27 protein-coding genes, 1 tRNA gene and 2 pseudogenes are annotated in these 25,894 nt (G+C 63.5%); 13 read left to right on the top strand and 17 right to left on the bottom strand.

Annotation, left to right across the window (positions count from 1 at the left end):
* The first annotated feature begins 1 nt into the window (after window position 1).
* Window positions 2-271, top strand: coding sequence for a sulfurtransferase TusA family protein (locus NKH78_RS19755; protein WP_352737949.1), 270 nt, complete (start codon window positions 2-4; stop codon window positions 269-271).
* A gap of 167 nt (window positions 272-438) precedes the next feature.
* Here the strand turns inward: NKH78_RS19755 and NKH78_RS19750 are convergent, their stop codons facing one another.
* Together NKH78_RS19750 and NKH78_RS19745 are read right to left on the bottom strand one after the other, a co-directional pair.
* Window positions 439-1,593 (bottom strand): CobW family GTP-binding protein, encoded by a 1,155-nt coding sequence (locus NKH78_RS19750; protein WP_352505062.1) that lies wholly within the window; start codon window positions 1,591-1,593, stop codon window positions 439-441.
* Between the two features lie 4 nt (window positions 1,594-1,597).
* Window positions 1,598-2,776 carry a D-alanyl-D-alanine carboxypeptidase family protein gene (locus tag NKH78_RS19745; protein ID WP_352505154.1) on the bottom strand — a complete coding sequence of 393 codons (1,179 nt, stop codon included), beginning with the start codon at window positions 2,774-2,776 and terminating at the stop codon, window positions 1,598-1,600.
* A gap of 270 nt (window positions 2,777-3,046) precedes the next feature.
* Between NKH78_RS19745 and NKH78_RS19740 the strand changes: the two genes are divergently transcribed.
* Window positions 3,047-4,210, top strand: coding sequence for a M20 aminoacylase family protein (locus NKH78_RS19740; protein WP_352505061.1), 1,164 nt, complete (start codon window positions 3,047-3,049; stop codon window positions 4,208-4,210).
* Window positions 4,211-4,225: 15 nt separating this feature from the next.
* Here the strand turns inward: NKH78_RS19740 and NKH78_RS19735 are convergent, their stop codons facing one another.
* From NKH78_RS19735 to NKH78_RS19725, 3 genes are all read right to left on the bottom strand, one after another.
* Window positions 4,226-4,516, bottom strand: a complete 291-nt coding sequence (locus NKH78_RS19735; protein WP_352505060.1) for a hypothetical protein — start codon at window positions 4,514-4,516, stop codon at window positions 4,226-4,228.
* A gap of 120 nt (window positions 4,517-4,636) precedes the next feature.
* Window positions 4,637-5,167 (bottom strand): hypothetical protein, encoded by a 531-nt coding sequence (locus NKH78_RS19730; protein ID WP_352574899.1) that lies wholly within the window; start codon window positions 5,165-5,167, stop codon window positions 4,637-4,639.
* A 121-nt stretch (window positions 5,168-5,288) separates the two neighbouring features.
* Window positions 5,289-5,615: a DUF1330 domain-containing protein gene (locus NKH78_RS19725; protein ID WP_023677873.1), complete on the bottom strand. Its 327-nt coding sequence runs from the start codon at window positions 5,613-5,615 to the stop codon at window positions 5,289-5,291.
* A gap of 174 nt (window positions 5,616-5,789) precedes the next feature.
* Between NKH78_RS19725 and NKH78_RS19720 the strand changes: the two genes are divergently transcribed.
* Both NKH78_RS19720 and NKH78_RS19715 read left to right on the top strand, forming a co-directional pair.
* Window positions 5,790-6,482 (top strand): winged helix-turn-helix transcriptional regulator, encoded by a 693-nt coding sequence (locus tag NKH78_RS19720; protein ID WP_352505059.1) that lies wholly within the window; start codon window positions 5,790-5,792, stop codon window positions 6,480-6,482.
* Window positions 6,483-6,529: 47 nt separating this feature from the next.
* Window positions 6,530-6,606: transfer RNA gene (locus NKH78_RS19715), tRNA-Arg, on the top strand.
* Between the two features lie 13 nt (window positions 6,607-6,619).
* Here the strand turns inward: NKH78_RS19715 and NKH78_RS19710 are convergent.
* The gene (locus NKH78_RS19710) at window positions 6,620-7,555 is read right to left on the bottom strand and encodes an alpha/beta fold hydrolase (RefSeq protein ID WP_352704354.1); all 936 of its coding nucleotides are present in this window, start codon (window positions 7,553-7,555) and stop codon (window positions 6,620-6,622) included.
* 142 nt (window positions 7,556-7,697) lie between these two features.
* On the opposite strand from NKH78_RS19710, the gene NKH78_RS19705 reads away from it, so the two are divergent.
* Together NKH78_RS19705 and NKH78_RS19700 are read left to right on the top strand one after the other, a co-directional pair.
* A complete protein-coding gene (locus tag NKH78_RS19705; RefSeq protein ID WP_352704352.1) occupies window positions 7,698-8,744 on the top strand; it encodes a hypothetical protein in 1,047 nt (348 codons plus the stop codon).
* 1 nt (window position 8,745) lies between these two features.
* Window positions 8,746-10,221: an FAD-dependent oxidoreductase gene (locus tag NKH78_RS19700; RefSeq protein WP_352704350.1), complete on the top strand. Its 1,476-nt coding sequence runs from the start codon at window positions 8,746-8,748 to the stop codon at window positions 10,219-10,221.
* A 24-nt stretch (window positions 10,222-10,245) separates the two neighbouring features.
* Here NKH78_RS19700 and NKH78_RS19695 read toward each other — a convergent pair whose 3' ends face one another.
* Both NKH78_RS19695 and NKH78_RS19690 read right to left on the bottom strand, forming a co-directional pair.
* A complete protein-coding gene (locus tag NKH78_RS19695) occupies window positions 10,246-10,716 on the bottom strand; it encodes a YbhB/YbcL family Raf kinase inhibitor-like protein (RefSeq protein ID WP_352505044.1) in 471 nt (156 codons plus the stop codon).
* A gap of 49 nt (window positions 10,717-10,765) precedes the next feature.
* Complete coding sequence (locus NKH78_RS19690) at window positions 10,766-11,203, bottom strand: DUF2267 domain-containing protein (protein WP_352704348.1); 438 nt, start codon at window positions 11,201-11,203, stop codon at window positions 10,766-10,768.
* A 240-nt stretch (window positions 11,204-11,443) separates the two neighbouring features.
* Between NKH78_RS19690 and NKH78_RS19685 the strand changes: the two genes are divergently transcribed.
* The 3 genes from NKH78_RS19685 (at window position 11,444) to NKH78_RS19675 (ending at window position 13,490) form a co-directional block, all read left to right on the top strand.
* Window positions 11,444-12,178, top strand: coding sequence for a phosphoribosyltransferase (locus NKH78_RS19685; RefSeq protein WP_352751184.1), 735 nt, complete (start codon window positions 11,444-11,446; stop codon window positions 12,176-12,178).
* Between the two features lie 11 nt (window positions 12,179-12,189).
* Complete coding sequence (locus NKH78_RS19680) at window positions 12,190-12,867, top strand: dienelactone hydrolase family protein (RefSeq protein ID WP_352737978.1); 678 nt, start codon at window positions 12,190-12,192, stop codon at window positions 12,865-12,867.
* 122 nt (window positions 12,868-12,989) lie between these two features.
* Window positions 12,990-13,490, top strand: coding sequence for a DUF6496 domain-containing protein (locus NKH78_RS19675; protein WP_352737980.1), 501 nt, complete (start codon window positions 12,990-12,992; stop codon window positions 13,488-13,490).
* Window positions 13,491-13,563: 73 nt separating this feature from the next.
* Here NKH78_RS19675 and NKH78_RS19670 read toward each other — a convergent pair.
* The 3 genes and pseudogenes from NKH78_RS19670 to betI all read right to left on the bottom strand — a co-directional run.
* Window positions 13,564-13,739: pseudogene (locus NKH78_RS19670) on the bottom strand (aspartate aminotransferase family protein); the annotation flags it as partial.
* A 27-nt stretch (window positions 13,740-13,766) separates the two neighbouring features.
* Entirely contained in the window at window positions 13,767-15,068 is a 1,302-nt protein-coding gene (locus NKH78_RS19665; protein ID WP_352883558.1) for a flavin monoamine oxidase family protein, read from the bottom strand.
* A gap of 77 nt (window positions 15,069-15,145) precedes the next feature.
* On the bottom strand, window positions 15,146-15,841 hold the full coding sequence (betI, locus tag NKH78_RS19660; protein ID WP_352737995.1) for a transcriptional regulator BetI: 696 nt from the start codon (window positions 15,839-15,841) through the stop codon (window positions 15,146-15,148).
* 352 nt (window positions 15,842-16,193) lie between these two features.
* Here betI and NKH78_RS19655 point away from each other — a divergent pair, with 352 nt between their 5' ends.
* Window positions 16,194-16,454, top strand: coding sequence for a hypothetical protein (locus NKH78_RS19655; RefSeq protein WP_352737984.1), 261 nt, complete (start codon window positions 16,194-16,196; stop codon window positions 16,452-16,454).
* Window positions 16,455-16,496: 42 nt separating this feature from the next.
* Here NKH78_RS19655 and NKH78_RS19650 read toward each other — a convergent pair whose 3' ends face one another.
* The 4 genes from NKH78_RS19650 to NKH78_RS19635 form a co-directional block, all read right to left on the bottom strand.
* Window positions 16,497-17,555, bottom strand: coding sequence for a dipeptidase (locus NKH78_RS19650; protein WP_352737986.1), 1,059 nt, complete (start codon window positions 17,553-17,555; stop codon window positions 16,497-16,499).
* Window positions 17,556-17,740: 185 nt separating this feature from the next.
* Complete coding sequence (locus tag NKH78_RS19645) at window positions 17,741-18,040, bottom strand: GNAT family N-acetyltransferase (protein WP_352476216.1); 300 nt, start codon at window positions 18,038-18,040, stop codon at window positions 17,741-17,743.
* Entirely contained in the window at window positions 18,033-18,668 is a 636-nt protein-coding gene (locus NKH78_RS19640) for an alpha/beta hydrolase (RefSeq protein WP_352777830.1), read from the bottom strand. Before NKH78_RS19640 ends, NKH78_RS19645 begins: the two co-directional genes overlap by 8 nt.
* Before the next feature lie 10 nt (window positions 18,669-18,678).
* On the bottom strand, window positions 18,679-19,611 hold the full coding sequence (locus NKH78_RS19635; protein WP_352737989.1) for a VOC family protein: 933 nt from the start codon (window positions 19,609-19,611) through the stop codon (window positions 18,679-18,681).
* A 209-nt stretch (window positions 19,612-19,820) separates the two neighbouring features.
* Between NKH78_RS19635 and NKH78_RS19630 the strand changes: the two are divergent.
* A pseudogene (locus NKH78_RS19630) lies at window positions 19,821-21,399 on the top strand (alkaline phosphatase family protein).
* A 51-nt stretch (window positions 21,400-21,450) separates the two neighbouring features.
* Here NKH78_RS19630 and NKH78_RS19625 read toward each other — a convergent pair.
* Window positions 21,451-22,809 carry a PRC-barrel domain-containing protein gene (locus NKH78_RS19625; protein ID WP_352476211.1) on the bottom strand — a complete coding sequence of 453 codons (1,359 nt, stop codon included), beginning with the start codon at window positions 22,807-22,809 and terminating at the stop codon, window positions 21,451-21,453.
* Window positions 22,810-23,063: 254 nt separating this feature from the next.
* On the opposite strand from NKH78_RS19625, the gene NKH78_RS19620 reads away from it, so the two are divergent.
* Window positions 23,064-23,984, top strand: a complete 921-nt coding sequence (locus NKH78_RS19620) for a diacylglycerol/lipid kinase family protein (RefSeq protein ID WP_352883553.1) — start codon at window positions 23,064-23,066, stop codon at window positions 23,982-23,984.
* 59 nt (window positions 23,985-24,043) lie between these two features.
* Here the strand turns inward: NKH78_RS19620 and NKH78_RS19615 are convergent, their stop codons facing one another.
* Entirely contained in the window at window positions 24,044-24,217 is a 174-nt protein-coding gene (locus NKH78_RS19615; protein WP_352880689.1) for a hypothetical protein, read from the bottom strand.
* A 143-nt stretch (window positions 24,218-24,360) separates the two neighbouring features.
* Here NKH78_RS19615 and NKH78_RS19610 point away from each other — a divergent pair, with 143 nt between their 5' ends.
* On the top strand, window positions 24,361-25,887 hold the full coding sequence (locus NKH78_RS19610; RefSeq protein WP_352505032.1) for a sensor histidine kinase: 1,527 nt from the start codon (window positions 24,361-24,363) through the stop codon (window positions 25,885-25,887).
* Window positions 25,888-25,894 lie beyond the last annotated feature (7 nt).

Below are 25,894 nucleotides of genomic sequence, written 5' to 3'. Positions count from 1 at the left end.
CATGCTTGAACAGGAAGATGGGGGCCAGGAAGACAGGCCCTCAACCAGCCCCGCCGCCGTCTACGACCTCAAAGGCTTGAACTGCCCGTTGCCCGTGCTCAAGGCAAAAAAGCGCCTGGCCGCAATGCAGCCGGGCAGCCGCCTGTGGCTCGAAACCACCGACCCGCTCGCCGTCATCGACATTCCCGCCTTCTGCGCCGAGAGCGGCCATCGGCTGGTCGAGACAACGGCGATGGCAGGCGGCCACCGCTTCCTGGTCGAGCGCGGCTGAGCGCGTGATCTCCCCCCTCGAGGGGGAGATGTCGCCGAAGGCGACAGAGGGGGTTGCCTCGGCTGGCGCGACGCCATGTACGACCAAAGAGAAAGTTGGCGCTTCACGCGCGGCAACCCCCTCTGGCCTGCCGGCCATCTCCCCCTCGAGGGGGGAGATCAGCCGCTTCACCGCCCGGCGATGGCCAGCGGATTGCTCTCCAGTGCCGCCCGGTCCGGCGTGTCGATCGACGGCTGGTTGGTGAAGGCGGCGAACAGCCGGCGGACATAGTCTTCCGGCATGTCGAGCGTGATCAGCACCAGCCTGGTGCCGCGCTGGCTGTCCGGCCAGGCCGGCAGTTGCACCGGCGGATGCAGGATCTTCTGCACGCCATGGATAACCAGCGGCCGCGACGGGTCTTCTGCAAGCTCGATGACGCCCTTCATCCGCAACAGGCGCTCGCCATGCGCCGAGCGCAGCAGATCGAGGAACATCTCGATTGCCGAAAACGGCACCGGCCCGTCGTGAACCAACGAATGCGAACGCACGCGGGAATCGTGCCTATGGCCATGACCATGATCATGGTGATGGTGATCGCCACCGTCATGCCCGTCGTCATGATGCCCGTCGTCATCATGCCCGCTGTGGTCATGCCGGCTATGGTCATGGTCGTCGCCGGCTTCTTCGCCCAGCCAACGCTGCACATCGACCGATTTGGTGGCCGGATTGTAGAGGCCGCAATCGAACAGAGTCGCGGCGCTTGCCTGACTCGCGTCGAGCACCACGGCGCCCGGGTTGAGCTGCCTGAGCCGCGCCCGCAACGCCTCGACATCGCCTGCATCCGTGGCCAGGTCGGCCTTGCTGAGCACGATACGGTCGGCGACCGCCACCTGCTTCACCGCCTCGACATGGGCATCGAGCGCCGCATTGCCGTTGACGGCGTCGACCAGGGTGATGACGCCGTCGAGCCGGAAGGCCTGGACCAGGGCCGGATGCGCCATGATCGACTGCAGCACGGGGGCGGGATCGGCGAGCCCGGTGGTCTCGACGACGACGCGGGCAAGCCGGTCGATGCGGCCGGTCTGCAGGCGGTCGACGAGGTCAGCCAGCGTGTCGACCAGCTCGCCCCGCACCGTGCAGCAGAGACAGCCGTCGGAGAGCTGGATGATGCCGTCGGAGGCCTGCTCGACCAGGAGATGGTCGATCGCCACCTCGCCGAACTCGTTGATGATGACGGCGGTGTCGGCGAGCGCGGGATCCCGCAGCAGCCGGTTGAGCAGCGTCGTCTTGCCGGCACCGAGAAAGCCGGTGAGCACCGAAACGGGGATCGGGAAGCCGGCCATGCGGCTAGTTCAGCGCCTTGGCCGGCTGCTGGACCTGCGCGGCGGTGGCGGATCCGGCCACAACTGGCTCGGCGCCGGCCGGCGGCGCCCGGTCCGGCCGCCATGTCGGCAGCGGCACGTCGGCATATTCCTGCCCGGAGGCGTCGAGCATCGCCTTCGGCTTCGGTCCCGTGGCGCCGCCAAGGCCGACGGCGATCAGCGTCGGTACATGGTCGAGCTTTTCCTGATAGGGCGATTTCGGCACGTCCTTGCCCTTGTCGCCGACGGCGGGTGCGGTTTCCGACTGCTCATCGACCGGCTTCTTCTTGCAGATTTCGTCATTCATGTCGTTGGCCGACATGGTGTCGCCATAGGCGGGCAGCGCCGCTACCGTCAGCCAGCTCGGCGCCGGCGTTGCAAAGCCCTGGTCGAGCAATTTTGCCGCCGCCTCGGCGCGGGTGACGGCCGATTGCTCGCCGAGCACCACGGCGACCAGGGTGCGGCCGTTGCGGGTCGCCGAGCCGACCATGTTGAACCCGGACGAGCAGACGAAACCCGTCTTCATGCCGTCGGCACCCGGATAGCGGCCGATCAGCAGGTTGTAGTTGGAGATCGCCTTCTTGCCGACGGCAAGGCCTTCGATCGAGAACCAGGGGGCATATTGCGGAAATTCCTTGCGAATCGCCATCACCAGCAAAGCGAGATCGCGCGCTGTCGTATACTGGTCCGGCGAATAGAGCCCGTTCGGATTGACGAAATGGGACCCGCTCATGCCGAGCCTCTGCGCTTCGGCGTTCATGCGTTCGGCGAAAGCCGCTTGCGAACCGCCGATATTCTCGCCGACCGCCATGGCGATATCGTTGGCCGATTTGACCAGCATCATCTTCAGCGCATTGTCCAACCGCATCACCGAGCCCGGCTTGAAGCCCATCTTGCTCGGCGGCTCGCCGGCGGAATGTTTCGTCACCTTGATCGGCGAATCGAGCTGGACCTCACCCGCGGCAATCGCACGAAACGCCACATAGGCGGTCATCAGCTTTGTCAGCGAAGCCGGGTACCAGCGCCTGAACGCCTCCTGGTGCTGCAGGATCTTGCCGCTGTTCAGGTCGAACAGGATTGTCGGATTGGCCAAGGCAGGCCCGGCCAGCGACGCAAGCGCCACCGTGCCCGCCACCAACAGTTTGAGGAAATGCCTGTAGCGCATCATGAAAACCGAAATAGCCTCTTGCCGCAGTCCCACCTGGCTCCGTAAGATTTCGTTACACGATCGCCAGGATAATGGTCCGGCCCTCTGTTCCCGGACCACAGTCGCGGTGCTATTTACTCTATGTGACGTCAACATGGCAAAGTGCTGCCGATCACAATGTGGAAGCAGCAGCACAATGCAAAGCAGCGTGCATGGTTGCAAGGCAACAGGCACAATTGCAAAGCAGCAGGCCAAGACCGCCTGCTCCAACAGCGAAATGGAACCATCATGCCGATCCTGAACCGAGCCGCCGAAATGCAGGACGAGGTGGCCGGCTGGCGCCGCCATTTGCACCAGACGCCGGAGCTGAATTTCGACGTCTTCAAGACCGCCACTTTCGTCACCGAGAAGCTGAAGGCTTTCGGCTGCGACGACATCGTGACGGGTTTGGGCAAGACCGGCGTCGTCGGCATCATCCGCGGCCGCCACGGCGAAGGCTCGACCATCGGCCTGCGCGCCGACATGGATGCCCTGCCGCTCAACGAGATCACCGGCAAATCCTATGCCTCGACCGTCCCCGGCAAGATGCACGCCTGCGGTCATGACGGCCACACCGCGATGCTGTTGGGTGCCGCCAAATACCTCGCCGAAACGCGCAATTTCGCCGGCTCCGTCGCGGTCATCTTCCAGCCGGCCGAAGAGGGCGGCGGCGGCGGCAACGAGATGGTCAAGGACGGTATGATGGAGCGCTTCGGTATCTCCAAGGTTTTCGGCATGCACAACATGCCGGGCCTGCCGGTCGGCCAGTTCGCCATCAGGCCGGGCCCGATCATGGCGGCGACCGCCGAATTCACCATCACCGTCAAGGGCCGGGGCGGCCACGCGGCGATGCCGCACGGCACCATCGATCCGATCGTCATCACCAGCCAACTCGTCGGCGCATTGCAGACGATCGCCTCGCGCAGCACCGATCCGGTCGAGGCGGTGGTCGTCTCGGTGACGAAATTCCACGCCGGCGATGCCTATAACGTCATTCCCGAGACCGCCGAGATCGCCGGCACCGTACGCACGCTGAAGAAGGAGGTCGCCAAGAAGGCCGAAGAGCGCATCCGCGCGCTTTGCCAAGGCCTGGGCGCTGCCTTCGGCGCGACAATCGAGGTTGATTACAATGCCAATTACCCGGTCACCTTCAACCATCCGGAAGAGACGGTCTTTGCCAGCGACATCGCGGCCGACGTCGCCGGCGACAGCTATGTGCACCGCGCGATCCAGCCGGTGATGGGCGGCGAGGATTTCTCCTACATGCTTGAAGCGCGGCCGGGCGCCTTCATCTTCATCGGCAATGGCGATACCGCCGGCCTGCACAACCCAGCCTACGACTTCAACGACGAGGTCATCCCGCACGGCATGAGCTATTGGGTGAAGCTGGCGGAAACAGCGCTGGCGGCGTAGCCGTTCGGCATTGGCTTACGGCCCGCTCTTCGGATCCTCGACCTCCAGCGCTTCCATGACCGGCGCCAGCTCGTTGTCGTCGGCGGGTTGCGGTTCTTCGCCTGTCCTCGCCTTCTTCAGGGCTGCCTCGATCGCCTCCTGGATATTGCCGAGTTCGTCTTCGCGAACCTCGTGGCCATAGCCGGCAGCGTCGGCGTCCTGCTCGAATTGCTGCGCCAGAACGGCGACGCTCACCTCGCTCTCGGCAGGCAAATTGCCGACATTCTCCTGCAGCCACGTTTGAAAGAACTCTTTGGTGGCGCTCATGCGGTGTCTCCTTCGGGACACTAAAGCGCGCCGGCGTCCCGAAAGTTCCGCTATCCCGACCTCTTTGGGGCCTGCTCCCACATTCGGCCAGGCGGCGTTGGCGCCGCCTGGCTCGGCTGCTTACTGGCTGACAGCAGTCGTCGGTTCGCACGACACGTTCGGGTTCATATCCGCGAACGCGCCGGTCGGGTTGCCCTTCCAGGCCCAGACATGCAGCTCATAGAACGGACCGAGGCCATAGCGATTGGGCGCGCTGTTGAAGTTGAACAGATGCCCATCGAGCGAGGCCGGGCCTTTCGAGGTGATGTATTCGACCGCGATCAGTTTTAGCGTGCCGTCGGCCATCGGCTCGTACATCACCGCTTCCGGCTTGGCGACATCGACAGCGTCGTCCTTGAGGTAGCCGGGATTGACGTAGTGGATGCCCATGGCGCCGCCGGTGATGCCGCTGGCGCAGGGGATCGGCGCATAGCCCTCGGCGGTCGCCGCCGCCACATTCTCGAAGCGGCTGTTGGCGGCGCGTACCTTGTCGGCCAGCGGATTGGGACCGGACGCGGGCGCTGCCTGATGCGCCTGCGCCAACGCAGTGCAGGCCGACAGCAGCGCCGCGGCAGCGAGAAGTCTATTGCGAAAGTTGATTGTCATAGTCATTCCATTCTTCTTGAAAAGCACAGCCCGGCTGGCCGCCGGAGGTAAGGAGGTCCGGCAGGTGGGCGCTGTGGCTGTTGTTGCTGGGAGATCCCTATCCCGATGCGACGAATGCAGGGGAAGATCATCCCTTCGGCAGATACGGGATCGTCCCAGCCAGATCGGAGTTGTCGATCAGCTGGAAACGGCTGTCGCTGCCGCCCTGACGGGCCGAAACGAACGGTGCGTAGGCAGGATCGTCGGTGAAGGCGCGCGCCGCTGCCTCGGTCGGGAACGCCATCAAGGCAATCAGCGTCGTGTCGAGCGGCTTGCCTTCGAGTGTCTTCACATTGCCGCTGCGCGACAGATATCTGCCGCCGTGCTTGTGAACGAGGTCGTGGACCGACGCGGCATAGGCCGGCATCCACTTCGGGTCCCTCACCTTGATGTCTGCGATAACGTAAGCGGTCATGGGTCATGTCTCCTGGTCGTGCACAGGGGTATCCCGTGCAGCGGCAGAGGGGTCGCACGGCAAGGGTCGCGCCAGCCAGTCCGCGATCTGTACTGGTGTGGTACAGTTTCTGTACTCGCCGCGTCGCTGGGAAAGGCCTATGGTTCCGGCGGAGTTTGAGGGGAAGGCAACATCGTGACCCAGTCCGGATACAAACAGTTCTGCCCGTTATCGATGGCCGCGGAGGTGCTGTGCACCCGCTGGACCATGGTTCTGCTTCGCGAATTGGTGGCGGGCTCGACCCGTTTCAACGATCTGCGCCGCGGCGTCCCCAAAATGTCGCCGACCCTTCTGTCGCAACGCCTCAAGGAGCTCGAGCTGGCCGGGATCGTCGAGCGCAAGGAGGTGCGCGGCGAGAAAGGCATCTTCGAATACCGGATGACCGAGGCAGGCAAGGATCTGCGTTCCGTTGTCGAGGCGATGGGCTTTTGGGGGCAGAAATGGGTCGAGTCGCGGTTGTCGCTGAAGAACCTCGATCCGTCGCTGCTGATGTGGGACATGCGGCGCAACCTCAATGCGTCGCCGCTGCCCGATGGCCGCACGGTGATACAATTTCTGTACCAGGAGCTCCCCGCCTCGAAACGGTCGTGGTGGCTGATCGTCGAGAAGCACGGCGAGGTCGACCTCTGCTGGTACGACCCGGGCTTCGATGTCGATCTCTACGTCTCGACCGACCTGCACACCATGACCGAAATCTGGATGGGACTGATCACCGTCGAGAAGGCCGGGCCGAAAGTCATCTTGACTGGCGACCAGGATATCGCGCGCAAAATGCAGACCTGGCTCGGCCTGAGTCCGTTCGCGGTGGAGCCGAAGCGAGCGGCCTAACTGCCTCTTGGCGAAACGATCCGAAGCGGTTATGTGTCGGGCCGCGTGGTCCCGTAGCTCAGTAGGATAGAGCGGCAGATTCCTAATCTGTAGGTCACAGGTTCAATCCCTGTCGGGATCACCACGTTTTCAACAGGTTACCAGACGGTTGCATCGGTGCTCGGCTGTGAACGCGCGAGGAAGTCGCGCACCAACGCAAGCGCCTCATCGAAATGGGTTTCCAATAGCCAGTGGCCGGCGCCATCGAGGAGATGGAGCTCTGCTTGCGGCAAGTCGCGCTTGTAGGCGCGGGCCGATGCGGCCGGCATATAGCCATCCTCAGGACCCCAGACGATCAGTGTCGGTGGTTGCCGTTCGCGCAGATAAGCCTGGTATTTCGGGAACCAGTTGAGGTTCGCCTCCAGCTTCTCCATCAGGCCGACCGCGAGCCGCCGACGGGGCGGCGTGTCCATCAGAGGCCAATGGAGTTTCCACAGATCCGGTGGCACGCGCTCGGCCACGGCCTCGCCAACCTCACCGATGAACTCGTGCCGGAAGCCCTCCTCGCTCACCGCTTCTTCCAGCGGGCGATGCTTGTCGGGCGTCTTGTCGTTCCAATACGCCTTGATGGCTGCGTATTTCGGGCCGAGCACGTCTTCGTAGATGTCGCCGTTCTGGATGATAAGCGCGGCAATGCGCTCCGGATAGGCGATGGCGTGGCGCAATCCGATCTGCGAGCCGTAATCGTGCAGCCAGAGCGCATAGTGGGACAGGCCGAGCGTGTCCGCGAAAGCCGCCAAAAACCCGGCATAGGTCTCGAAATCGTAGCCGAATGCAGCCATGTCGGGCGTAGCGCTATAGCCGAAGCCAGGAAAGTCCGGGGCGAACGTATGCCAGCGATCAGCCAGTCCGGGCATCAGCCTTCGAAACTGATAGGAGGAACAGGGATAGCCGTGCGGCAGCAGAAGCACGGGAGCGTCGGCCGGCCCTTCCTCGCGAAAGAAGACAGTAATTCCGTCAACTCTGATTTGGCGGTGTCGCAACTTTGCCTCCTCGATTGAAAGGCTCCGAAAATGACTGGTAACCTCCCGCATCCCGTTGTGAGCGCCTGGACCCGAAACTCATGATCAGGTCGAGGGTTCCCGGTCGCGGCCGGTGGAAGCGACCAAGGAACCCCGCCGCCGATCAGATCGTTTGGCGATATCAGGCCAGATCAACCTGAGGCAGATATTCCGCATGCTCGCAATCGCATGGAGCCGAACATCGGCAAAGTCTGCCGTGGATACGGGGCTTGGCGCAATGCTGCGTGACGTCGATTATGTCCTGCAAAAACTCGACTGGATGCGCGCCGAAGGCATCTGGCCCAACGGCTTGCGATATCTGTGGACCGATGCATTCGGGGTCGTGCTCTACGTCTCGCTTTATACGGAACTTGGCGAAGAGCGCTGGCTGGACGAGGCCGAGCGGCTGGTGGTGGATGTCGAGCGTGTGCTCGGCCGCCGGCGCGGATTGAGGATCGGCGAAGCGGCCGATCGCGACGGCCAGTATTTCCACTATCTGGCGATGTGGCTGTTTGCCCTGGCGCGTCTCGGCGATCTGAAGGCGGAATACCGCGAACGCGGCATTGCGCTGGCGCGGGACATTCACCCGGCGTTTGTGGTCCCCGGCCGCGGCGTGATCTGGAAGATGCAGGAGGATTTGAGCGGTCCTTACCCCGGCTACGGCCTCGGCAGCATGGATGCCTATGACGGCTACGTCTCTTATCGCATGCTCGACGAAGAGGAACTGGCGCCCGAGATCGCGCAGATGCGTGACCTGATGGAGCGCGATTGGCGCACACTCGACGTCGACCAGGACCTCGGCCTCGGCATGATGCTGTGGCTCGCCCATTTCTTTCCCGACGAGCCGTGGGCCGAGGCCCAGACGAGGCGTTCGCTGCGAACCCTGGAAACGATGTGGGTCGACCCGCCCGGTTATTTCAGCCGCGCGCCATGGCTGCGCGATACCAAGTTCGCCTTCACCAATTACGGCGTATCGCTCGGCCTGCAAGCCGCCGGCATCTGGCCGGGGCGTGTCGATAGGCTGAATGCCTTCTTCGAGGACTGGCGCTCCGGCGACGAATACGACCGCGAGGCGATCACCTGGGTGATGGCCTGCACCTCGCGCCTTCCCGGTGCTTTTCTGACCCGGGGTGGCGGGACAATGACTGAAAGAAGCAACCAAGCTCGGGAACGTTCCCCTGCCGGCGCGGTTGTCGATGGAAGACGCAAGGAGCGCGGTTGAAATGGCCATTCTCTTGGGAAAACCGGGAAGCTGTTGGGTAGCGGCAGCCAGATCCACGAACTATCCCCAGCTCGAAGGTTCGATCCGTGCGGACGCCGTTGTCGTGGGTGCTGGAATTGTCGGGCTGACGACGGCGCTTCGCCTTTGCGAGGCAGGCCGGTCGGTGGTCGTCGTTGAAGGCCTGCGCACGGGCGGACAGGTGACCGGCCGCTCGACGGCCAAGATCACCACGCAGCATGCACTGATCTATCGTCATCTCATCGACACTGTCGGCCGGGAGTTGGCGCAGGTCTACGCCGATGCGAATTCCGCCGGCGCCCGACAGATCCGCGATTGGGTTCGCGAGTACGCCATCGCCTGCGATCTCGAGAGCAAGGACGCCTACACCTACACCTGCGATGAAAGCCGGCGCGCGGAGGTCGCGGCCGAGGCGGAGGCCGCGCGCCAGGTCGGGCTGGAGGCCGAGATCCTCGACCACGCGCCGCTGCCTTTCGAAACGGCCGCCGCGCTACGGTTTTCTGACCAGGCGCAGTTCAATCCGGCGATGTATCTGGTTGGCCTGGCGGAAGCGGTGACGGCCCGTGGCGGTCGGATCTTCGAAAACAGCCGCGCCACCTCGATCGACGAGGCAAGCCGCTGGCGCATCGTCACCGATGGCGGCGCCGTTGATGCCGGGCATGTCGTCGTCGCCACCAACATGACGGTGAAGAGCCCCATCGGCATGGCGAACCGGACGCAGCCGCGCTGCCACACCGCCATGGCCTTTCGGATCGACGATCCCTTTACTGTCGACGGCATGTTCATCGGCATCGACGACCCGACGCATTCCATCCGCACGGGCCATGATGCCGAAGGGCCGCTGCTGGTCACGCTCGGCCCCAAGTTCAACACCGGCTGGGACGGCGACGTGGCCAAACGGTTTGTCGAACTGGAAAAATGGGCAAGAAAGAACCTTTCGGTCGGCGACGTCGCGTGGCGCTGGTGCAATGAGGATTATGATACGGCAGACAGAATTCCATATGCCGGCGAGCCCGATCCCACCAAGGCAGCCGGCTTCTACATTGCCACCGGCTTCAACGCCTGGGGCATCACCAACGGGACGGCCGTGGGCGCGATGATCGCCGACCTGATCTGCGGCCGCCCGAGCCCATGGCAAAAACTCTACGATCCGGCCCGGCCCTATCCTGAGGACTTCCACAAGAACGGCCGCAGTCAATCGATCGTCTCGAGCACCCACGACATTGCGCGTGGTATGGGGGGCGTGATCGTCAGGGGAGAGGAAAAGATTGCGGCGTGGAGAGACACCGAAGGCGCACTACAGGCGGTTTCGGCGACTTGCACCCATAAGGGCTGCACCGTAACCTGGAACACTGCGGACCACACCTGGGATTGTCCCTGCCACGGCTCGATCTTCGCGGCCGATGGTTCGGTCATCCACGGCCCTGCCCGAAAACCGCTTGCCCAGATTACGTTGTGAAGGCGGCGACCGACGTCGCCCGCGTCACGCCGGCCGTTCGTAGGTTCCGACCAACTCCGTCTCCTCCAATGCGTGTTTCTGGGCTTGCTTCCAGACCTGATGCACGCCCGCCTGTCCCGGTACGCTGAGGCTCGGCACATCAAGCGCGGCCAGCCGGAAATGGTAATGATGGACGCCATGCCCTACGGGCGGCTGCGGGCCATCGTAATAGGCATTGCCGAAATCGTTGGTGCCCTGCCTGAGTGCCGACGGACCGGGCTTGCCGTCTGCTGCCTCGGCGAGTTCGCCGGCATCGGGCGGGATGTTGAATACCGCCCAATGCCCGAAAGTCCCGCTTGGCGCATCGGGATCCAACACGACAAGAACAAGGCTCTTGGCACCATCCGGAACGCCGGACCACTTCAGTGGCGGCGAGACGTTCTGGCCGTCACGCGTATACCTTTCGGGAATTTTTCCGCCTGCCGGGAACGCCGGGCTGATAAGGGTGAGTGGCATTGCTGTTTCCCCAAGAAGATTGCGACCAAGAAACCCGCGCCGGCGCCGTTCACGCCGCTTGCTGAGCTTCGGCGACGCGTCTGATCTCTCCTGGCAGGGATTCCCAGACCTTGTGCATCTGTCCTTCTCCGACATGATGGGCAAGCACCTTGGACACGGCCCTGAATGCATCCTTGGAATCGACCGGACGGGTGAATTCAAGCTCCGCCTTGATCTTGGCCAGAAACTCGTCGAGCGACCGCACCTTCTCGGGAGCCTTGGAAGGTTGAAATTGGTCATAGAAGGCGCCACGCACCAGAATCGGCAGCTGCGAGCCGAGGTGGGCTGCAAGATCCGGCTGCATACGGTCGCGCAGGGCGTGTAGCACCGCTCCGAGAACGTGCCAGGCGACCTGCCGATCCGGTCCAATCTCGTCCATGATCTCGTCGAGCCAGATGTTCGTGGTCTGCAGTGTCTTGTCGAATACGTCGAGTCCAGTGGCGTTCATCGAATCCTCCTTCCGTTCAAATCCGATTACGGCGGATGTGACCAAACAGTCCTACCTGCCGGTTGTTCCCCGATGCGCATTCCGGGGTTTTTCGGACCGCCTTTCCCGGCCGGCGTGCGGAACATCCTCATGGGCGGACGAGTTTTATTTGCTGTCGCCGATCAGCCATCCCACGGGATGTAGCCGCAGGTTGGTGAAAGCACATCCACCGGGAAAACAGATGCACGCGGATTGAAGGTCATGGCCGTCATATTTTCAGATCGCCGCGAGGCCGGGCGGCAACTCGCCGGGGAGCTCGTTCGCTTTGCCGGCCGCGACGACGTGATCGTATTGGCGCTGCCCCGAGGCGGCGTGCCGGTCGGCTACGAGGTCGCGCAGGCACTCAAGGCACCGCTCGACGTCTTCGTCGTGCGCAAGCTCGGCGTCCCCGGCCACGAGGAACTGGCCATGGGGGCGATCGCGCCCTCCGGCGTACGTGTCCTGAACGACGAAATCGTCAGCGGTCTCGCGATCCCGCCATATGTCATCGACGCGGTCGCTGCAAAGGAGGAAAAAGAGCTTCTGCGCCGCGAGCACCTCTATAGGGCCGGGCGACCCCCACCGCAGTTGAATGGACGGACCATTATCCTCGTGGATGACGGGCTTGCGACCGGATCGACCATGCGGGCCGGAATCAAGGCGCTGCGAAAAAACCACGCCGCCCGTATCGTCGCGGCCGTTCCCGTCGGTAGCCCCGACACTTGCGACGCGATGCGGGCGGACGCCGACGAGGTCGTTTGCGCGACGACACCAGAGCCGTTGCTCGGTGTCGGGCGCTGGTACGTGGATTTCTCGCAGACGAGCGATGAAGAGGTCCGCGCGCTGCTCGCCAGGTCCGTGCCCAAGCCTGCAGCTTCCGACAAGCCTGCCGCTTCCGAAGAGGAGTTGGCTGGGCACGCGGGCGCGGGTCCGGCGCGCGGCACCAGATCGCCATAGCGGAGGTGGATATGGACCGGCATAGCGAGCACGTCGTTCATGTTCCCGCGGGGCCTGTCACGCTCGAGGGCAATCTTTCGTTGCCCCCGGATGCTCCTGGCCTCGTGCTCTTCGCCCATGGCAGCGGCAGCAGCCGCCACAGCCCGCGCAACCGCTACGTGGCCGCAAGGCTGAACGAGGCGAACCTCGCCACCTTCCTCGTCGACCTGTTGACGGCCGAAGAGGAGCGGATCGACCAGGTCACGGCCGAGTTGCGCTTCAATATCGGACTGCTCGCCGATCGGCTGGTTGGCGTCACGGATTGGCTCGGCGCCTCGCCGGACACGTCGGGGTTGCGTCTTGGCTATTTCGGCGCGAGCACGGGCGCCGGTGCCGCCCTCGTGGCGGCGGCCGAGCGGCCCGACCAGGCCGCGGCCGTGGTTTCGCGTGGTGGCCGGCCCGATCTCGCAGCGCTCGCCCTGCCGCGCGTCCGGGCGCCGACCTTGCTCGTCGTCGGAGGCGCGGACACGCAAGTGATCGCACTCAACCGCTCGGCGCTGGTGGCGCTCCGCGGCGAGAAGGAGCTCGCCATCGTCCCTGGCGCGACACATCTGTTCGAGGAGCCCGGCGCCCTGGACGAAGTCGCGGATCTCGCTACTCAATGGTTCTTGCGCCATCTGATTTCGGACGGATCGGCGTCGACGTCCTGACAGCCGGGGCTTGGATCACCAGTCCCGGGATCATTTGCGTCCTCAACGCGTTATGATCCTCATAAGACCGCGCGCAGCGGCAACCCGAAAGGCTGTCGCAACCCGTATGTGGGAGAAAGACAATGCCGGACAAGAAAACCATCGAGAAGGCCCGAAAGGACAAGCGCGAGGGCAAATCGCCGAGCACCCAGGCCGGCGAGTTCGTGCACGAGGAGATCGATAAAATCCGCCGCGGCGAGCACGGCGCGCGGTCGACCCAGCAGGCTATCGCCATCGGGCTTTCCGAGGCGAGGCGCGCAGGCGTAGACCTGCCCCCGCCCAAAAAGGCCAAGGTGAAGGAGAGCACGCGCAAGAGCGCCGAATACGCCTATGAGGCCGGCCAGGGCGAGCGCACGCCGAAACGCCGCCCGCGGGTCTCGAAGGCCGTTTCCAAGGTGCTCGAGCACGAGCCGAAGAGCACGGCGTCGCACGAGGCGCTCTCGCAGCAGGCCAAGCGTGCGGCCTCGCGCCGGACGGCTGAGGAGCGCTCGGCCGCCGCCAAGAAGGCCGCCGAGACGAAAGGCGCCAGCGGAAGGAAGGCGGCGGCGCAGAAGGCCGCCAGAACGCGGGCACAGCACGCATAGTTCAGGACGGCAGTTCGCCTCCTGGAAACCCGATATGGCCCAAACGACCGGCGAGATCGCCAGTCATAAACGCTTATCCCCGCCACACCCCTTCCCGGCGCAGATCGTCCATCGTGCGCGAAATACCTTGGCGCAGGATCGACACCATGTCGTCGATCTGCTCGCGCGTGATGATCAGCGCCGGGACATGACGCACATATTGATCAGCGGCCTGACCAGCAGGCCGAGCTCGCGGCAATGCGTGTCGATCCCGCTCCGCAGCTTGATCCGCCTCGCTTATGGCCCCGAGGCTCTGCTGTCGATGGCCGACTGAATAATTTTTCGGGCAGCAATGCGGCCGGCGACGATGGCGCCCTCGACATAGCCCGGAAATGACGGCGACAGCTCCGACGAGGCAAAATGGACCAGCGGAGCGCCCGCACGGATAATGCGTTCGGCATCAGTTGCCGTCGCATCGACGATCAGATCGCTGTAACCGCCGCCGCTCCAGCGATCCCCGGTCCAGTCGCGATAACTGAGATCGATAATGCCGGCCGCCTCGATACCGAGCGCCTCTTCCAGCTTTGACGTCACCTTTGCGCGTAACGCCGCGTCGTCCATATCCCGCCAGCGCTGCGCCAGCGGCCCGCCGATGAAGACGACAAGTGCTGCATGATCCTCGTCCCTGCTGGCATCGCAGGCAAAAAGCCCGTGCGGGTCGCGCCACATCACCATGCCGCTCAAGCCCCTGTCGCGCCAGAAAGCCTTGGGGTAGCGCAGCAGCATCTTGATCACCGCGCCGCTTTGCCAGACGCTGAGGGCCCTCTTCAGCACAGCCGGCAGCGGCGGCACGAAATCCACTCTCGAGGCCATCATCGGCGGTACGGCGACCAGTACCGCTCGTGCCTCGATCGCGCCGGCAGGCGAAACGACGCGAACCCCTCCCGGGCCGTGCTCAATGGCCTCGACAGCTGTACTCAGCCGCAGTCGATCGCCGAGATCCCGCGCAAGATCATCCGCCAGCGAATGCATGGTTTCGCCCACGAAATACTGCAGCTCCGACACCTCGTTGGTGATGCGGCGATCATTGTCGATCAAGTACCACAGCGGCAGCCTTTCCATTGCCAGGCACCACAGGCCCTCGATCATCGACCGAAAGGCGGCCTTCGCATCGTCGGGATCGGCCTGGCGATCGAGCCATGCCGCGACCGTCAAGCCGGCAATGGTCGGGTCTGTCGGTGCGATCGCGTTCATCCGCTCGCGCATTCGCATCGCGGTGCCGTAAGTGCGCACGGCTTGCGCCTCGCTCATTCGCGGCTGCGTGACGAATTCGCCTGCGACATGGGTCTCGACCAATGTCTTGCCGCGCGCTCGCACCAACGCCATTAATTCCGGCATGTCTTCGCACAGGAACTGTCCGCCGCTGTCGATCCGCTCGCCGAGCCCGTTCTGCACGGCTTCGGCGCGGCCGCCGACACGGTCGCGGGCCTCGAGCAGCACGACATCGATGCCGGCGTGGTCCAATTCATGCGCGGCCGACAGGCCGGTGAAGCCGGCGCCGACGATCGCCACATCGGCTCGTTCGATCTTGAACTTCATTAGCCGGCCTTGATCTTCTCGAATGTCAGGGGCCGGATCATTGTCTTCATTGCTGGTCCCACCCTCTTTTTGATGGTTCACGCCGGCCTGGCACCGCGGGCTGCGGAGTTCGGATAGTGCTTGGGGAATGCCGCAGACAGGAACTCGTTCGCGGCCTGCAGCGCCGTCTCGCGTGTGGCGTCCTCGGTGCCCATCATCAAATGCAGCCACAGACCATCCAGCATGGCGCTGAGCGCCAGCGCCATGACTTGCGGCTCATAGGCATAGAAGCCGCTCTGCTTGAGCGCCGCGCAAAGATCGATGAAGATGTTCTGGTAGACGGCATCGCGTGCGCTGCTCAGCGCCTGATATTTCGGTCGCGATTTGGCCTCGCCCCAGAAGGCACACCAGGCAGCCAGCTTCCGCTTGTTGCAGATCGAGCGGTCGAAATCGGCCGCCACCAATGCCTGCAGCTGGCGGGCGGGATCATCGCCGGCACTTTGCAAGGCGCTGCGCCAATGCGCCGAATACTCGTCATGCATGTACCGCAAAGTGGCGACGAGCAGCTTCTCCTTGCTCTCGAAATGGAAATTGACGATGCCGCGCGACAGGCCGGCGCCGTCGGCGACGTCGGCCATAGTCGTTTCCGAATAGCCGCGCTTGGCCAATGAATCGATAGTCGCTTCGATCAGTTGAACCTGCCTTGTCTGCTTCGACGCTTTGCGGCCGCGCTTATCGGAATCGCTTTTTCGCGCCGGTTCGAGGAGGGCTTCGCGCGCCTCTGTTGTCTTCATCGGGTAACGGTCTCCAGCATCGCCGGCTAGCCGACCGGCTTCGGCCGCGAAGATCAGTGGGACGGTGTTTGGCACTGTCAAGCACCTTCTGCATGGCTGCCCATATTCGAATGTTCTCGTCGAGACTGCACCCTTATAGAAAACGACGTCGAAGGCGCCATCGGCGAAAGGCAGCGATCCCGGCACGCGGACCAGATCAGCGCCGCCGAGTCCGCCTGCAGCGGATCTTGAGTCGAGATCTACGCCAGGCGCGAGCTGCAATATCAAAAGCTGCTGAAGCGTGCCAAACTGGTGCCGCGGCTGGTCATCAAGCTCGGCCGCCGCACTGCCAATCGCCTGCGGATTTCTGAATATGGCCGACGACATCGACAGTCACGAAATCGACGCCGAAGCCGCCGAACAGTGGCAGCTGGTCAACACGCCGCTCGGCGAAAAATGGTCGGGCCGCACCCGCTATGCCGCGGCCATGTTCTTCTACAAGCGCGGCGAGATGAGCGCTGAAACGCTGGAGGTCTACCGCATTTGTGCGAGGCTGGATTCGACCGATCCGCTGCCGATCATCCGCGACCGCGGCATTGGCCAGGACTGGCTTAAACGCATGAGGTTCGAATAGTCCGCCTCCAAACTGTGTTCCGGACAAGCCGGCATCACCCGCTTAGCCGATGGTCTTTTCCAAGATGCCGAGCCAGTTGCGATAGGCGATCTTCTCGATCAGCGCGCGCCCGAAGCCGCGCGCCGCGAAAGCGTCGAGCAATCTTGGCAGGCCGGCAACGTCGCCTATCACGGCCGGGATCATGGCGCCGTCGAAATCCGAGCCCAGGCCGACGCCGTCTTCGCCCAGCGCCTGCAGCAGCGAATCGACATGGCGCACCATGATGTCGAGGCTGGTGTCGGCGTTCATCCTGCCGTCCTCACGCAGGAACCCGGTGGCGAAATTCAGCCCGACCATGCCGCCGGACTCGCGGATCGCGCCGAGCTGCCATTCGGTGAGGTTGCGCGAATGGCCGCAGATCGCGTGCACGTTTGAATGGGTCGCGACCAGCGGTGCGTCACTGATCTCGACGACGTCGCGGAAACCTTTTTCGTTGAGATGCGAAAGATCGATCATGATCTTCAGCTGGTTGCAGGCTTTCACCAGCGCCTTGCCGGCATCGGTCAGCCCCGGCCCTGTGTCGGGCGACGAGGGGAAGCGGAACGGCACGCCGTGGCCGAAGGCGTTGGGACGGCTCCAGACGATGCCGAGCGAGCGCAGGCCGGCTGCGTGGAGAACGTCGAGCAGGGTGAGCTCAGGGTCGATCGCCTCGACCCCTTCGATATGAAACACCGCCGCAATCGAGCCTTGCGCCATCGCCTTCCTCACATCGCCGGCGCTGCGGCAGACGGTAAGCGCCGAAGCCCGCTCCAGCCTGAACAGGATCGAGGCCATCGCTACGGTAGAGTTGAGCGCATCGGCGCGCGGAACCTCGGGCGGCAAGGGCTCGCTGTCGCTCGGCGCCAGCGGCACCGTACCGCGTTTGGATTTCTCGGCAGGCGGCGGGAAGATCGCGAACATGCCGCCGGCAAATCCGCCTTTCTTCGCGCGCGGCAGGTCGATATGGCCACCCGGCGTCCCCTCGACGAACAGCTTTTCGACGTCCGCATCCTTCGACTGGTAGAGCCTGAGCAGCGTGTCGTTGTGGCCGTCGAAGACGGGAACGAGATCGGATTCGGTCATGGGGGCCATTCGGTTGAAGTGGTCGGTCCGCAGAAGGCGAGCCGGTTGTTGCCAATACTTAGGCAAGACGGGCGCTCTGCGCAAATCCCGCATGTTTGCCTTGTGTTTGTACGCCGCCAGTGGTTGAAGGGGCACGCGGTAAAGCCGCGCACCCTTTCTCCTGTCATTCACCGAGGGGCTGCCTCTTACCGCTTCAGCACGTCCGCCCATTCCGGATGGCGGCGGAACTGAGCATTGGCGAACGGGCAAAGCGGGATGATCGTCTTGCCCGCCGCACGCGCATCCTCGACGGCACGGGTGACCAGGCGAAGTCCCGCGCCCTGGCCGCGAAACGCATCCGGCACTTCTGTATGGTCGATGATGATCTGGTGCTCGCCGATCTTGGTGAAGGTCATCTCCGCCTCGGCGCCGCCCGGCCCACGCAGCAAGTAGCGGCCCTTCGAGCCGCGGTCCTCCAGTTCAATCTCCGGCAATAGGTCAGACATGGCTTGCGGTCCTTTCATCCGACGCCACGGCGAACAGCTGCCGCGCCGCCTCGATCTCGCCCGGCCGCACCTCATGGCCGCCGTCATGCCACTCGACTGTGACATCGGCGCCATCGGCGCGCAAATAGGCTTCGAGCCGCGCCGTCAAATTAGGCGGACAGATCGGGTCTCGCCTGCCGGCGGTGACCAGGATGCGGCTGCCGCCAAGGCTGCCCTTGACCTCCGGCGCGAACGGGATCAGCGGATGCATCAGCACCGTTGCGTCGAACAGCGACGGCTCGGCAAACAGCACCGAGGCCAGGATGTTGGCGCCGTTGGAATAACCGAGGCCTAGCACCGAAGATGGCTTTGCCGCCTCGACATGCGCCTTGACGAAGCCGGCCATCTTGTCCGTCGCTCGCGTGAGGTCGCCCATGTCGTAAACGCCCTCGCCGGTACGACGAAAAAAGCGTGCGGCGCCTTGTTCCGAGACATCGCCCCGCGGGGCAACGATCGTTGCTTGCGGCGCAAGATCGCGCCCAAGCGACAGAAGCTGATCCTCGTCGCCGCCAGTGCCATGGAAGACGAAGAGCAACGGTCCGCCCGGCGAACCGGGCAGCACCTTGTGAATATACGAATCCTTGCTCATAACCTTGCCCTCAGTCTTCCAGTTTCTGCAGATGCTGCTCGAGATAGGGCCGCAAATGCTGGTGTTGCGACGGCAGTTTCAGCGCCTCGCCGAGATGGGCGGTATCCTCGTCGCGGTCGAAGCCCGGCTCGTTGGTGGCGACTTCGAACAGCACGCCGCCCGGTGTGCGGAAGTAGATCGCCCAGAAATAATCGCGGTCGATCACTGGCGTCACCTGATAACCTGTATCGAGCAGCGCCTTGCGCACTTCGAGCTGCTTGGCGCGGTTCTCGACGGCGAAAGCGACATGGTGGACCGAGCCGGCGCCGAGATTGGCGAAGCCGGCCCCTGGCAGCGATTCGATATCGACCACATCGGCGCCGTTGCCGTTCTTCACCGCCAGCCGCCTGACGTTGCCGGATTTGTCGACCTCCTCATAACCCATGAATTTCAGCAGCTCTTCGGTGGCGCCGCCATCTTTCAGCCTGAGCGACACCGAGTGGAAGCCGCGGATCGCCTCGTCGGTGGGGATGCCACCCTTGGCCCATGGCGCACGGCTGTCCGCTCTGTCCTCGACCAGCGCAAACCCGTCGCCGTCGGGACCGGCAAACGCAAGACGCTTCTCGCCGAACGTCTCCTCGCGTGACAGCCCGGTGACACCTTGCTCGGCAAACCGTTTCTCCCAATAGCCGAGCGTGCCCTCGGGCACCGAATAAGCGGTGGTGCCGACTTCGCCGACTCCATGGCGGCCTTTGCCGATTTTCGGGAACGGGAAGTAGGTCATCACCGAGCCGGGCGTGCCGACCTCGTCGCCGTAATAGAGGTGGTAGACGTCGGGTGCGTCGAAATTGACGGTTTTCTTGACCCGCCGCAGGCCGAGCGTCCCGGTGAAGAATTCATTGTTCTGGCGCGCATCGCTGGCCATCGAGGTGACGTGATGCAGGCCCTTGACCTGGTCGAGCATGTCTGTTGCTCCTTTCCTTGTGTCGGTGCGGCCCTTGCCGCTGTCCACCCGAATATGAGCATCCGCCTCCTGGCCGCAAAGGCGGCAAACACAGAATGGACTGTGCTGTTAAAGTGAACGATGAAGCAGGTTTTGTTCACCATTTGGCAAACTGGACCGGCTTGCATACTCGCCGAAATTGCGCTCCATGAGCGACGCATGTAGCCAGCATGAGGATACAGCGGTTGAGTGGAAAACGCCCCAACATTCTCCTGATCACCTGCGACCAATGGCGCGGCGGCTGTCTGTCAGCTGCTGGGCACAAGGTGGTAAGGACGCCGAATGCCGACGCGCTGGCTGCCGAGGGCGTTTTGTTCCGGAAGCACTATGGCGCCGCCGCACCTTGCTCGCCGGCGCGCGCCTGCCTCTACACCGGCCTTTACCAGATGAACAATCGTGTCTGCCGCAACGGCACACCGCTCGACGCCCGCCACGGCAACATAGCGCTCTGGGCGCGCGCCCTCGGCTACGATCCGACGCTGTTCGGTTATACCGACACCGCGCGCGACCCGCGCACGCTGGCGCCTGGCGACCCGCAGCTGAAGAGTTATGAAGGCGTGCTGCCGGGCTTTACCGTGCGCCAGCTTCTGCCCGAGCACCAGAGGCCCTGGCTGTCATGGCTCAAGGCGCGCGGCGTCGATGCCGGCGCCGGCTCCCCCGACATCCACCGCCCGGCGGGCGAAATCCTGGAAAACGACGGCGAGATCAGCAACGCCCCGCCAGCCTTTTCGAAGGACGAGACGCCGTCGGCCTTCCTGGCTGGCGAATTCATCCGCTGGCTCGGCGAGCAGGAGCACGATGCGCCGTGGTTCGCGCACCTTTCCTTCATCAGCCCCCATCCGCCCTTCATCGTGCCGGCGCCTTACAACACCATGTACGATCCGGCCGTCGGCCCAGCTTTTGACCGCGCCGAAAGCTGGCAGGCCGAAGCAGCAAGCCACCCCTATCTCGCCTATGAATTAGACCGGCAGGAACGGTCGAAAATTCCGCCCCGGCTCGGAGGGTAAGGTGCGCGACTGGAGCGACGATAGTTTTCGGCGCATCCGGGCGCTCTATCACGGCATGATCTCGGAGGTCGACGCGCAGCTTGGCCGTGTCTGGCAAGCGGTCAAGGCGGCCGATGCATGGGACGACACCGTCATCGTGCTGACCTCGGACCACGCCGAGATGATGGGCGATCATTTAATGCTGGGCAAGGGCGGCTTCTTCGACTGCAGCTTGCATATTCCGCTGATCATTCGCGATCCGCGCCGCCGCAAGGCTGCCGGCAGCAGCGTCGACCGCTTCACCGAGGCGGCCGATTTGGCACCGACCTTGCTCGAGCTCACCAGCGGCGAAGTGCTGCCGCATCTCGACGGCCGCTCGCTGGCGCCTTTCCTAGACGCAACGGAGCCGGACGATTGGCGCGATGCGGCACATTGGGAGTTCGATTTCCGCTCGATCGCCGATGGTGATGCAGAACGCTATTTCGGTATCGGTCCGCGTCAGTGCAATCTCGCCGTCATCCGCACGCAAAAGTTCAAATATGTGAATTTCGGGGGCGGCCTGCCGCCCTTGCTCTTCGACCTGGAAAAAGATGCCGGCGAGCTGGCCAACGTCGCTGACGACCCAGCCTATCTACCGGTGCGGTTGGAACTTGCCGAAAGGCTGCTTGCCTGGCGGGCCGAGCATCTCGACCAATCTCTGGCGCTCGCCGAATTGACGGACAATGGCGTTGCCGGCCATGTCGCCGGCTTTCCCTCGATATAAACAAAGCCCGCGCCGTTGCCGGCGCGGGCTTCTCTGTCGACCTGTGTGCTGCTAGCGCATGATCATGCGCTGTTTGTCGCGGTTTTGCGCATAGCTGGCCTTGTCATAGGGGGCCTGCGCTTCGAGCTGCTCCTTGGTGAAGTTCGTGTAGAGATAGCGCTTGCCGTTCTTGTCGGTCATGAATTTCAGGTTGTCCATGCCGACCGCCACCTCCTTCTCGCCGACACCGAGGAACCCGCCAACATCGATAATGACTGCATCGACCTTTTTATCGGCGCCCAGCACGATATCGCCGATCTCGCCGACGTTGACATCGTTGGCGCCGTAAACGGTCGTTCCAACCAGATCCTCGGCCCGGATCTGGCCGATCGGCATTTCAGTCAACGTCGACTTGTCGATCGACCCGGTCTTGGTCTGGTCGGCCGTTGCGGGCGCTGGGGCGTTTTGAGCCGTCTTGCCGGCCTGGTCGGCGTTATTGGTCGTCGCAGTGTTGTTGGTCGACGCGGTGTTGCTGGCCATCACGGTAGGCGTGACGGTAGCAGGCGCATTGGCATCGTTCGAAGCAGTGGATGCTGGCGCCGGATCATAGGCCTTGCGGTTGAAGTCCGGCTGCGCCTGCAGCTCTTCCTTGGTGGTTTGCGCGACCAGCCAGCGATCGCCGTTCCTCTCGGCCCACTGCGCCTTGTCGAAATCATAGGCGACGTTCTTTTCGCCGATGCCGAGGAAGCCGCCGACGCCGATGATCAGTGATTGCGCTTTGGCTTCCTTGTTGATGACGATGTCGTTTACGTCGCCGATGTTTTGGGCGTCGTCGCCGGTGCCGTTATAGACGGTCTCGCCGATGATATTGGTGGCGAGATTGCCTTCGGCGCGCTTCACTGGCTCAGCCGGCGCGGCAGGCGCTGGCGTTGTATTCTGCGCGCTGGTCGAAGCCGAAGGGGCGGCGGGTGCCGCATTATCGGCCGAAGCTGGCGGCGGAGGCGGATCGTAAGGCTTCCGGTCGAAATCCGGCTGAGCCGTCAACTCATCTTTCGTCGTCTGAGCTATCAGCCAGCGGTCGCCGTTCTTTTCTGCCCATTGCATCTTGCCGTAGTCGAAGGCGACATTCTTGGTTCCGATGCCCAGGAATCCGCCGACGCCGATGACGACGGATTTTACCTCGCCGCGCTCGTCGAAGACGATGTCGCTGACGTTGCCGATATTCTGGGCATCGGCGCCGGTGCCGTTATAGACGGATTCGCCGATGATGTTGGTCGCAAGGCTGCCCTCGGCCCGTTGCACCGGAGCGGCTGGAGCGGGGTTCTCTACTGCGGGTGGTTGCGCCGGCGCCGGGGTCGTCGCCGACTGCGCAAAGGCACCCGTCGCAATCAATGTTGCGACTGCTGTCGTGGTTAAAAGGGTGCGGATCATCTTAGTGTCTCCTCGTCGGTGATTTCGTGCACGCCCTGCCCGCTTGGCGTCACTGCGGGCGCAGCGTCTTCTGCATGTTCACAACGTTGTGACCACACTGTTGTTCCGAAAAAAGCCGTGGTGCACCCGGTACGATGTCAATGGTTCTCGGATTCACTGCGCTGGTCGAAAGGAACATTTTCTCGGCCGCGCCGTTCCACTCCCGGCTGGGACCCCGTCCCGGCCGGATAGGTGCTGGAAAAAATGGAACGGCCATGCGGTTTGCAGCGGTGCTGAACAAGGACGGCGGCACCCTGCGCACCATCGATGTTGAGGCCTTCGCCAGTCGGATGCGCAGCACGCTTGAGACTGCCGGCCACTCGATCGATATCGAAATCGTTGCCGGCAAGGATATCGTCGCCACACTGGACGGCGTAGCTTCCAGGCGCGGCATCGACGCCGTGCTGGCCGGCGGCGGCGACGGCACCATTTCGGCCGCGGCAGGCCGTTTGATGAATGGGGAGAAGGCACTGGCAATTCTGCCGGCTGGCACAATGAACCTTTTTGCGCGCGGCCTCGGTATTCCGCAGACCCTCGATGCGGCGCTGAAATCGTTTGCCGACGGCGAGGTGATGGCGATTGACATTGCAACAGCCAACGGCCGGCCTTTCGTGCATCAATTCTCGATCGGCATGCATGCCAGGATGGTGCAACTGCGCCAGAAGATGGAATTCGGCTCGCGGCTGGGGAAGATGCGTGCCTCGGTGCGAGCCGCTTGGGCAACGATCAACAACCCGCCGGCGATGAACGTAACGCTGACGATCGGCGAGGCCGAGATCAAAACCCGGATCACCGGTATCGGCATCACCAACAATCTGTTTGGCGAGGGCCACCTGCCCTATGCCGATGATCCGGCAGGCGGCGTGCTGGGCATCTATGTCACCGTGGCACGGCGGCGCGGCGAATTGATCAGGTTCCTCTTTGACGTCGCCCGTGGGAAATGGCGCGGCAACGAGCATGTCGAAATCCATCAGGCAAACCGCGCCGTTTTGAAAATCCATTCGACGAACAGGAAAGTTCAGGCCGTCATGGACGGTGAACTGGTAAAGCTCGATCGCGAGACGACCGTCGAAATCCATCCGCGCGCGTTGAATGTTCTCGTCCCGGCGCGCGCCGCCGAGGCAAAGGTTGCCTGACGTGGGGTACCGTGATGTGGGGTTGTGTGATGCGAGCTGGCACGAGCGATGGGGAGAACCTAGCCGCTGGGCGTGTTGCTCTGTTCGGTCTTCGGCGTCTCGATCATCCAGCCGTAGATTTCGGCGACGCCCCAGGCGATAAAAGCCAGCAACAGCGCGGCGATCAGGATACGAAGGACATGCTGACCCCGCCGCCCTTGACGGGCTTTGTTTTCAGGAATGGTTTTTGGCATTGTCTGGCTCCATATTTGGCGCCGGCAGGCGTAACTGGCGGGGCGTTGGCTGGTAACGGTCCCCCGCAGCGAAAGTTCCGGCTCTGCAAGGCGGCAAACGGGCCGGTTGGCCTGATCAATCAGAGCCGGCCACTGGGGGCATAGTGGACGACAATAGCCAGAACACGCCGGGCCTGCCGGCCGATATTCGCCGTGTGGTGGGCGCCGCGGACCGTCTTGCCGTGCTGCACGGCCTCGACGCGCTGGACAGGGCTGCCGACCCTGATTTCGATCGCATCGGCGGTCTTGCCGCTTCGGCGATGCAAACGCCTGTCGCACTGATCACGCTGCTCGACGCCGAGCGGCAGTGGTTCAAGTCCTGTATCGGCCTCGACCAGACCGAAACCGCGACCGAGACATCGTTCTGTGCCTATGCCATCGCAGCCGGCAACGTGCCGATGGTGGTGGCCGACGCGGCGGCCGATCCGCGGTTCAAAGCCAATCCGCTGGTCACCGGCGAGCATCATATCCGCTTTTACGCAGGCGTGCCGATCATGATCGACGGCGCGCTGATCGGCACGCTGTGCGTGCTCGACCGGAAGCCGCACGCGCATCCCTCCTCTGTCCAGCTCGACCAGTTGTCGGCGCTGGCTGGACTCGCCGCCAGCCTGTTCACGCTGAAGGATGCAACCCGCAGCGCGGCGATCGCCAAGGCCGCATTGGTTCGAGAGGAAAAGCGGCGCGCTATCGCGCTCGACGCGGCTTCGCTTGCCAGCTGGGCATGGGATATCCGCAGCGACATGATCGACTGCGACGTCCTGCTGCCCGAATTGTTCAACCTGCCGAAGTCGAACAGGCTGAGGGCGCGCGACATCCTGACCGCCATCGACCCGCGCGACGTTCACCAGACCGAAACACGCTTTCGCGACGCGCTGACCGGCAGCGATGACTATTTTGGCGAATACCGTGTCAGAGGCCTCGATCCGCCACGATGGGTCGCAACGCGCGGCCGCGTCATAGAGCGCGACGGCGAGGGCAAGCCGACGCTGATCTTCGGCGTCAATTACGACATCACTGAACGCAAGCTAGGCGACGAACGCCAACGGCTGTTGCTGCGCGAGCTCAATCATCGCGTCAAGAACACGTTGGCAACTGTACAGGCGCTGGCCACGCAGACCGTTCGCCATGCCCGCCAGCCAAGCGAATTCCTCGGCGCCTTCAGCGCCAGGCTGCAGGCACTGGGCGTTGCGCACAGCCTGCTGTCGGACCGCGAGTGGCGCGGCATCGGCATCCGCGAGCTGGTGCAGATCGAGGTAAAGCCGTTCCAAGCCGCCGGACAATCGCGGATGGCGATCTCCGGCGCCGATGTCTTGCTCTCACCCGACCAGGCAGTCGGACTCGGGCTGATCCTGCATGAACTGGCAAGCAACGCACTGCAATACGGGTCGCTCTCGGTTTCTTCCGGAAAGGTCGATCTCGATTGGAAGGTACAAGGCAGGAAGGGTGCACGGCGTCTGTTGCTGGCCTGGCGCGAAAGCGGCGGCCCGCGGGTTGCGCCGCCCGAACGCCATGGCTTCGGCTCGATCCTGATCCGCCGCAGCCTGGCCAAGGTCATTTCCAGCGAGGTGACCCATGAATTCCGGCCGGATGGCGTGGTCGCGGAAATATCGATTCCGCTCGAAGATTTGTAACGCCGGC

Origin of the sequence: Mesorhizobium sp. M0910, from assembly GCF_040319465.1 — a bacterium.
GTDB lineage: Bacteria > Pseudomonadota > Alphaproteobacteria > Rhizobiales > Rhizobiaceae > Mesorhizobium.
This window is presented reverse-complemented; position numbering and strand designations above follow the sequence as displayed.

Bases quoted from the DNA above. Each gene is read 5' to 3' on its own strand.
- NKH78_RS19690 (WP_352704348.1), bottom strand. From the start codon at position 11,203: ATGAACGCCACTGGACTCGACGTATTCGACAAGACACTGCAGACCACG.
- NKH78_RS19750 (WP_352505062.1), bottom strand. From the start codon at position 1,593: ATGGCCGGCTTCCCGATCCCCGTTTCGGTGCTCACCGGCTTTCTCGGT.
- NKH78_RS19685 (WP_352751184.1), top strand. From the start codon at position 11,444: ATGGCCGTCATATTTTCAGATCGCCGCGAGGCCGGGCGGCAACTCGCC.
- NKH78_RS19755 (WP_352737949.1), top strand. From the start codon at position 2: ATGCTTGAACAGGAAGATGGGGGCCAGGAAGACAGGCCCTCAACCAGC.
- NKH78_RS19710 (WP_352704354.1), bottom strand. From the start codon at position 7,555: ATGCGGGAGGTTACCAGTCATTTTCGGAGCCTTTCAATCGAGGAGGCA.
- NKH78_RS19695 (WP_352505044.1), bottom strand. From the start codon at position 10,716: ATGCCACTCACCCTTATCAGCCCGGCGTTCCCGGCAGGCGGAAAAATT.
- NKH78_RS19735 (WP_352505060.1), bottom strand. From the start codon at position 4,516: ATGAGCGCCACCAAAGAGTTCTTTCAAACGTGGCTGCAGGAGAATGTC.
- NKH78_RS19635 (WP_352737989.1), bottom strand. From the start codon at position 19,611: ATGCTCGACCAGGTCAAGGGCCTGCATCACGTCACCTCGATGGCCAGC.
- NKH78_RS19640 (WP_352777830.1), bottom strand. From the start codon at position 18,668: ATGAGCAAGGATTCGTATATTCACAAGGTGCTGCCCGGTTCGCCGGGC.
- NKH78_RS19725 (WP_023677873.1), bottom strand. From the start codon at position 5,615: ATGACCGCTTACGTTATCGCAGACATCAAGGTGAGGGACCCGAAGTGG.
- NKH78_RS19665 (WP_352883558.1), bottom strand. From the start codon at position 15,068: ATGAAGTTCAAGATCGAACGAGCCGATGTGGCGATCGTCGGCGCCGGC.
- NKH78_RS19730 (WP_352574899.1), bottom strand. From the start codon at position 5,167: ATGACTATGACAATCAACTTTCGCAATAGACTTCTCGCTGCCGCGGCG.
- NKH78_RS19620 (WP_352883553.1), top strand. From the start codon at position 23,064: ATGCGGTTTGCAGCGGTGCTGAACAAGGACGGCGGCACCCTGCGCACC.
- NKH78_RS19675 (WP_352737980.1), top strand. From the start codon at position 12,990: ATGCCGGACAAGAAAACCATCGAGAAGGCCCGAAAGGACAAGCGCGAG.
- NKH78_RS19645 (WP_352476216.1), bottom strand. From the start codon at position 18,040: ATGTCTGACCTATTGCCGGAGATTGAACTGGAGGACCGCGGCTCGAAG.
- NKH78_RS19745 (WP_352505154.1), bottom strand. From the start codon at position 2,776: ATGCGCTACAGGCATTTCCTCAAACTGTTGGTGGCGGGCACGGTGGCG.
- NKH78_RS19650 (WP_352737986.1), bottom strand. From the start codon at position 17,555: ATGACCGAATCCGATCTCGTTCCCGTCTTCGACGGCCACAACGACACG.
- NKH78_RS19680 (WP_352737978.1), top strand. From the start codon at position 12,190: ATGGACCGGCATAGCGAGCACGTCGTTCATGTTCCCGCGGGGCCTGTC.
- NKH78_RS19625 (WP_352476211.1), bottom strand. From the start codon at position 22,809: ATGATCCGCACCCTTTTAACCACGACAGCAGTCGCAACATTGATTGCG.
- betI (WP_352737995.1), bottom strand. From the start codon at position 15,841: ATGAAGACAACAGAGGCGCGCGAAGCCCTCCTCGAACCGGCGCGAAAA.
- NKH78_RS19615 (WP_352880689.1), bottom strand. From the start codon at position 24,217: ATGCCAAAAACCATTCCTGAAAACAAAGCCCGTCAAGGGCGGCGGGGT.
- NKH78_RS19740 (WP_352505061.1), top strand. From the start codon at position 3,047: ATGCCGATCCTGAACCGAGCCGCCGAAATGCAGGACGAGGTGGCCGGC.
- NKH78_RS19700 (WP_352704350.1), top strand. From the start codon at position 8,746: ATGGCCATTCTCTTGGGAAAACCGGGAAGCTGTTGGGTAGCGGCAGCC.
- NKH78_RS19655 (WP_352737984.1), top strand. From the start codon at position 16,194: ATGGCCGACGACATCGACAGTCACGAAATCGACGCCGAAGCCGCCGAA.
- NKH78_RS19705 (WP_352704352.1), top strand. From the start codon at position 7,698: ATGCTCGCAATCGCATGGAGCCGAACATCGGCAAAGTCTGCCGTGGAT.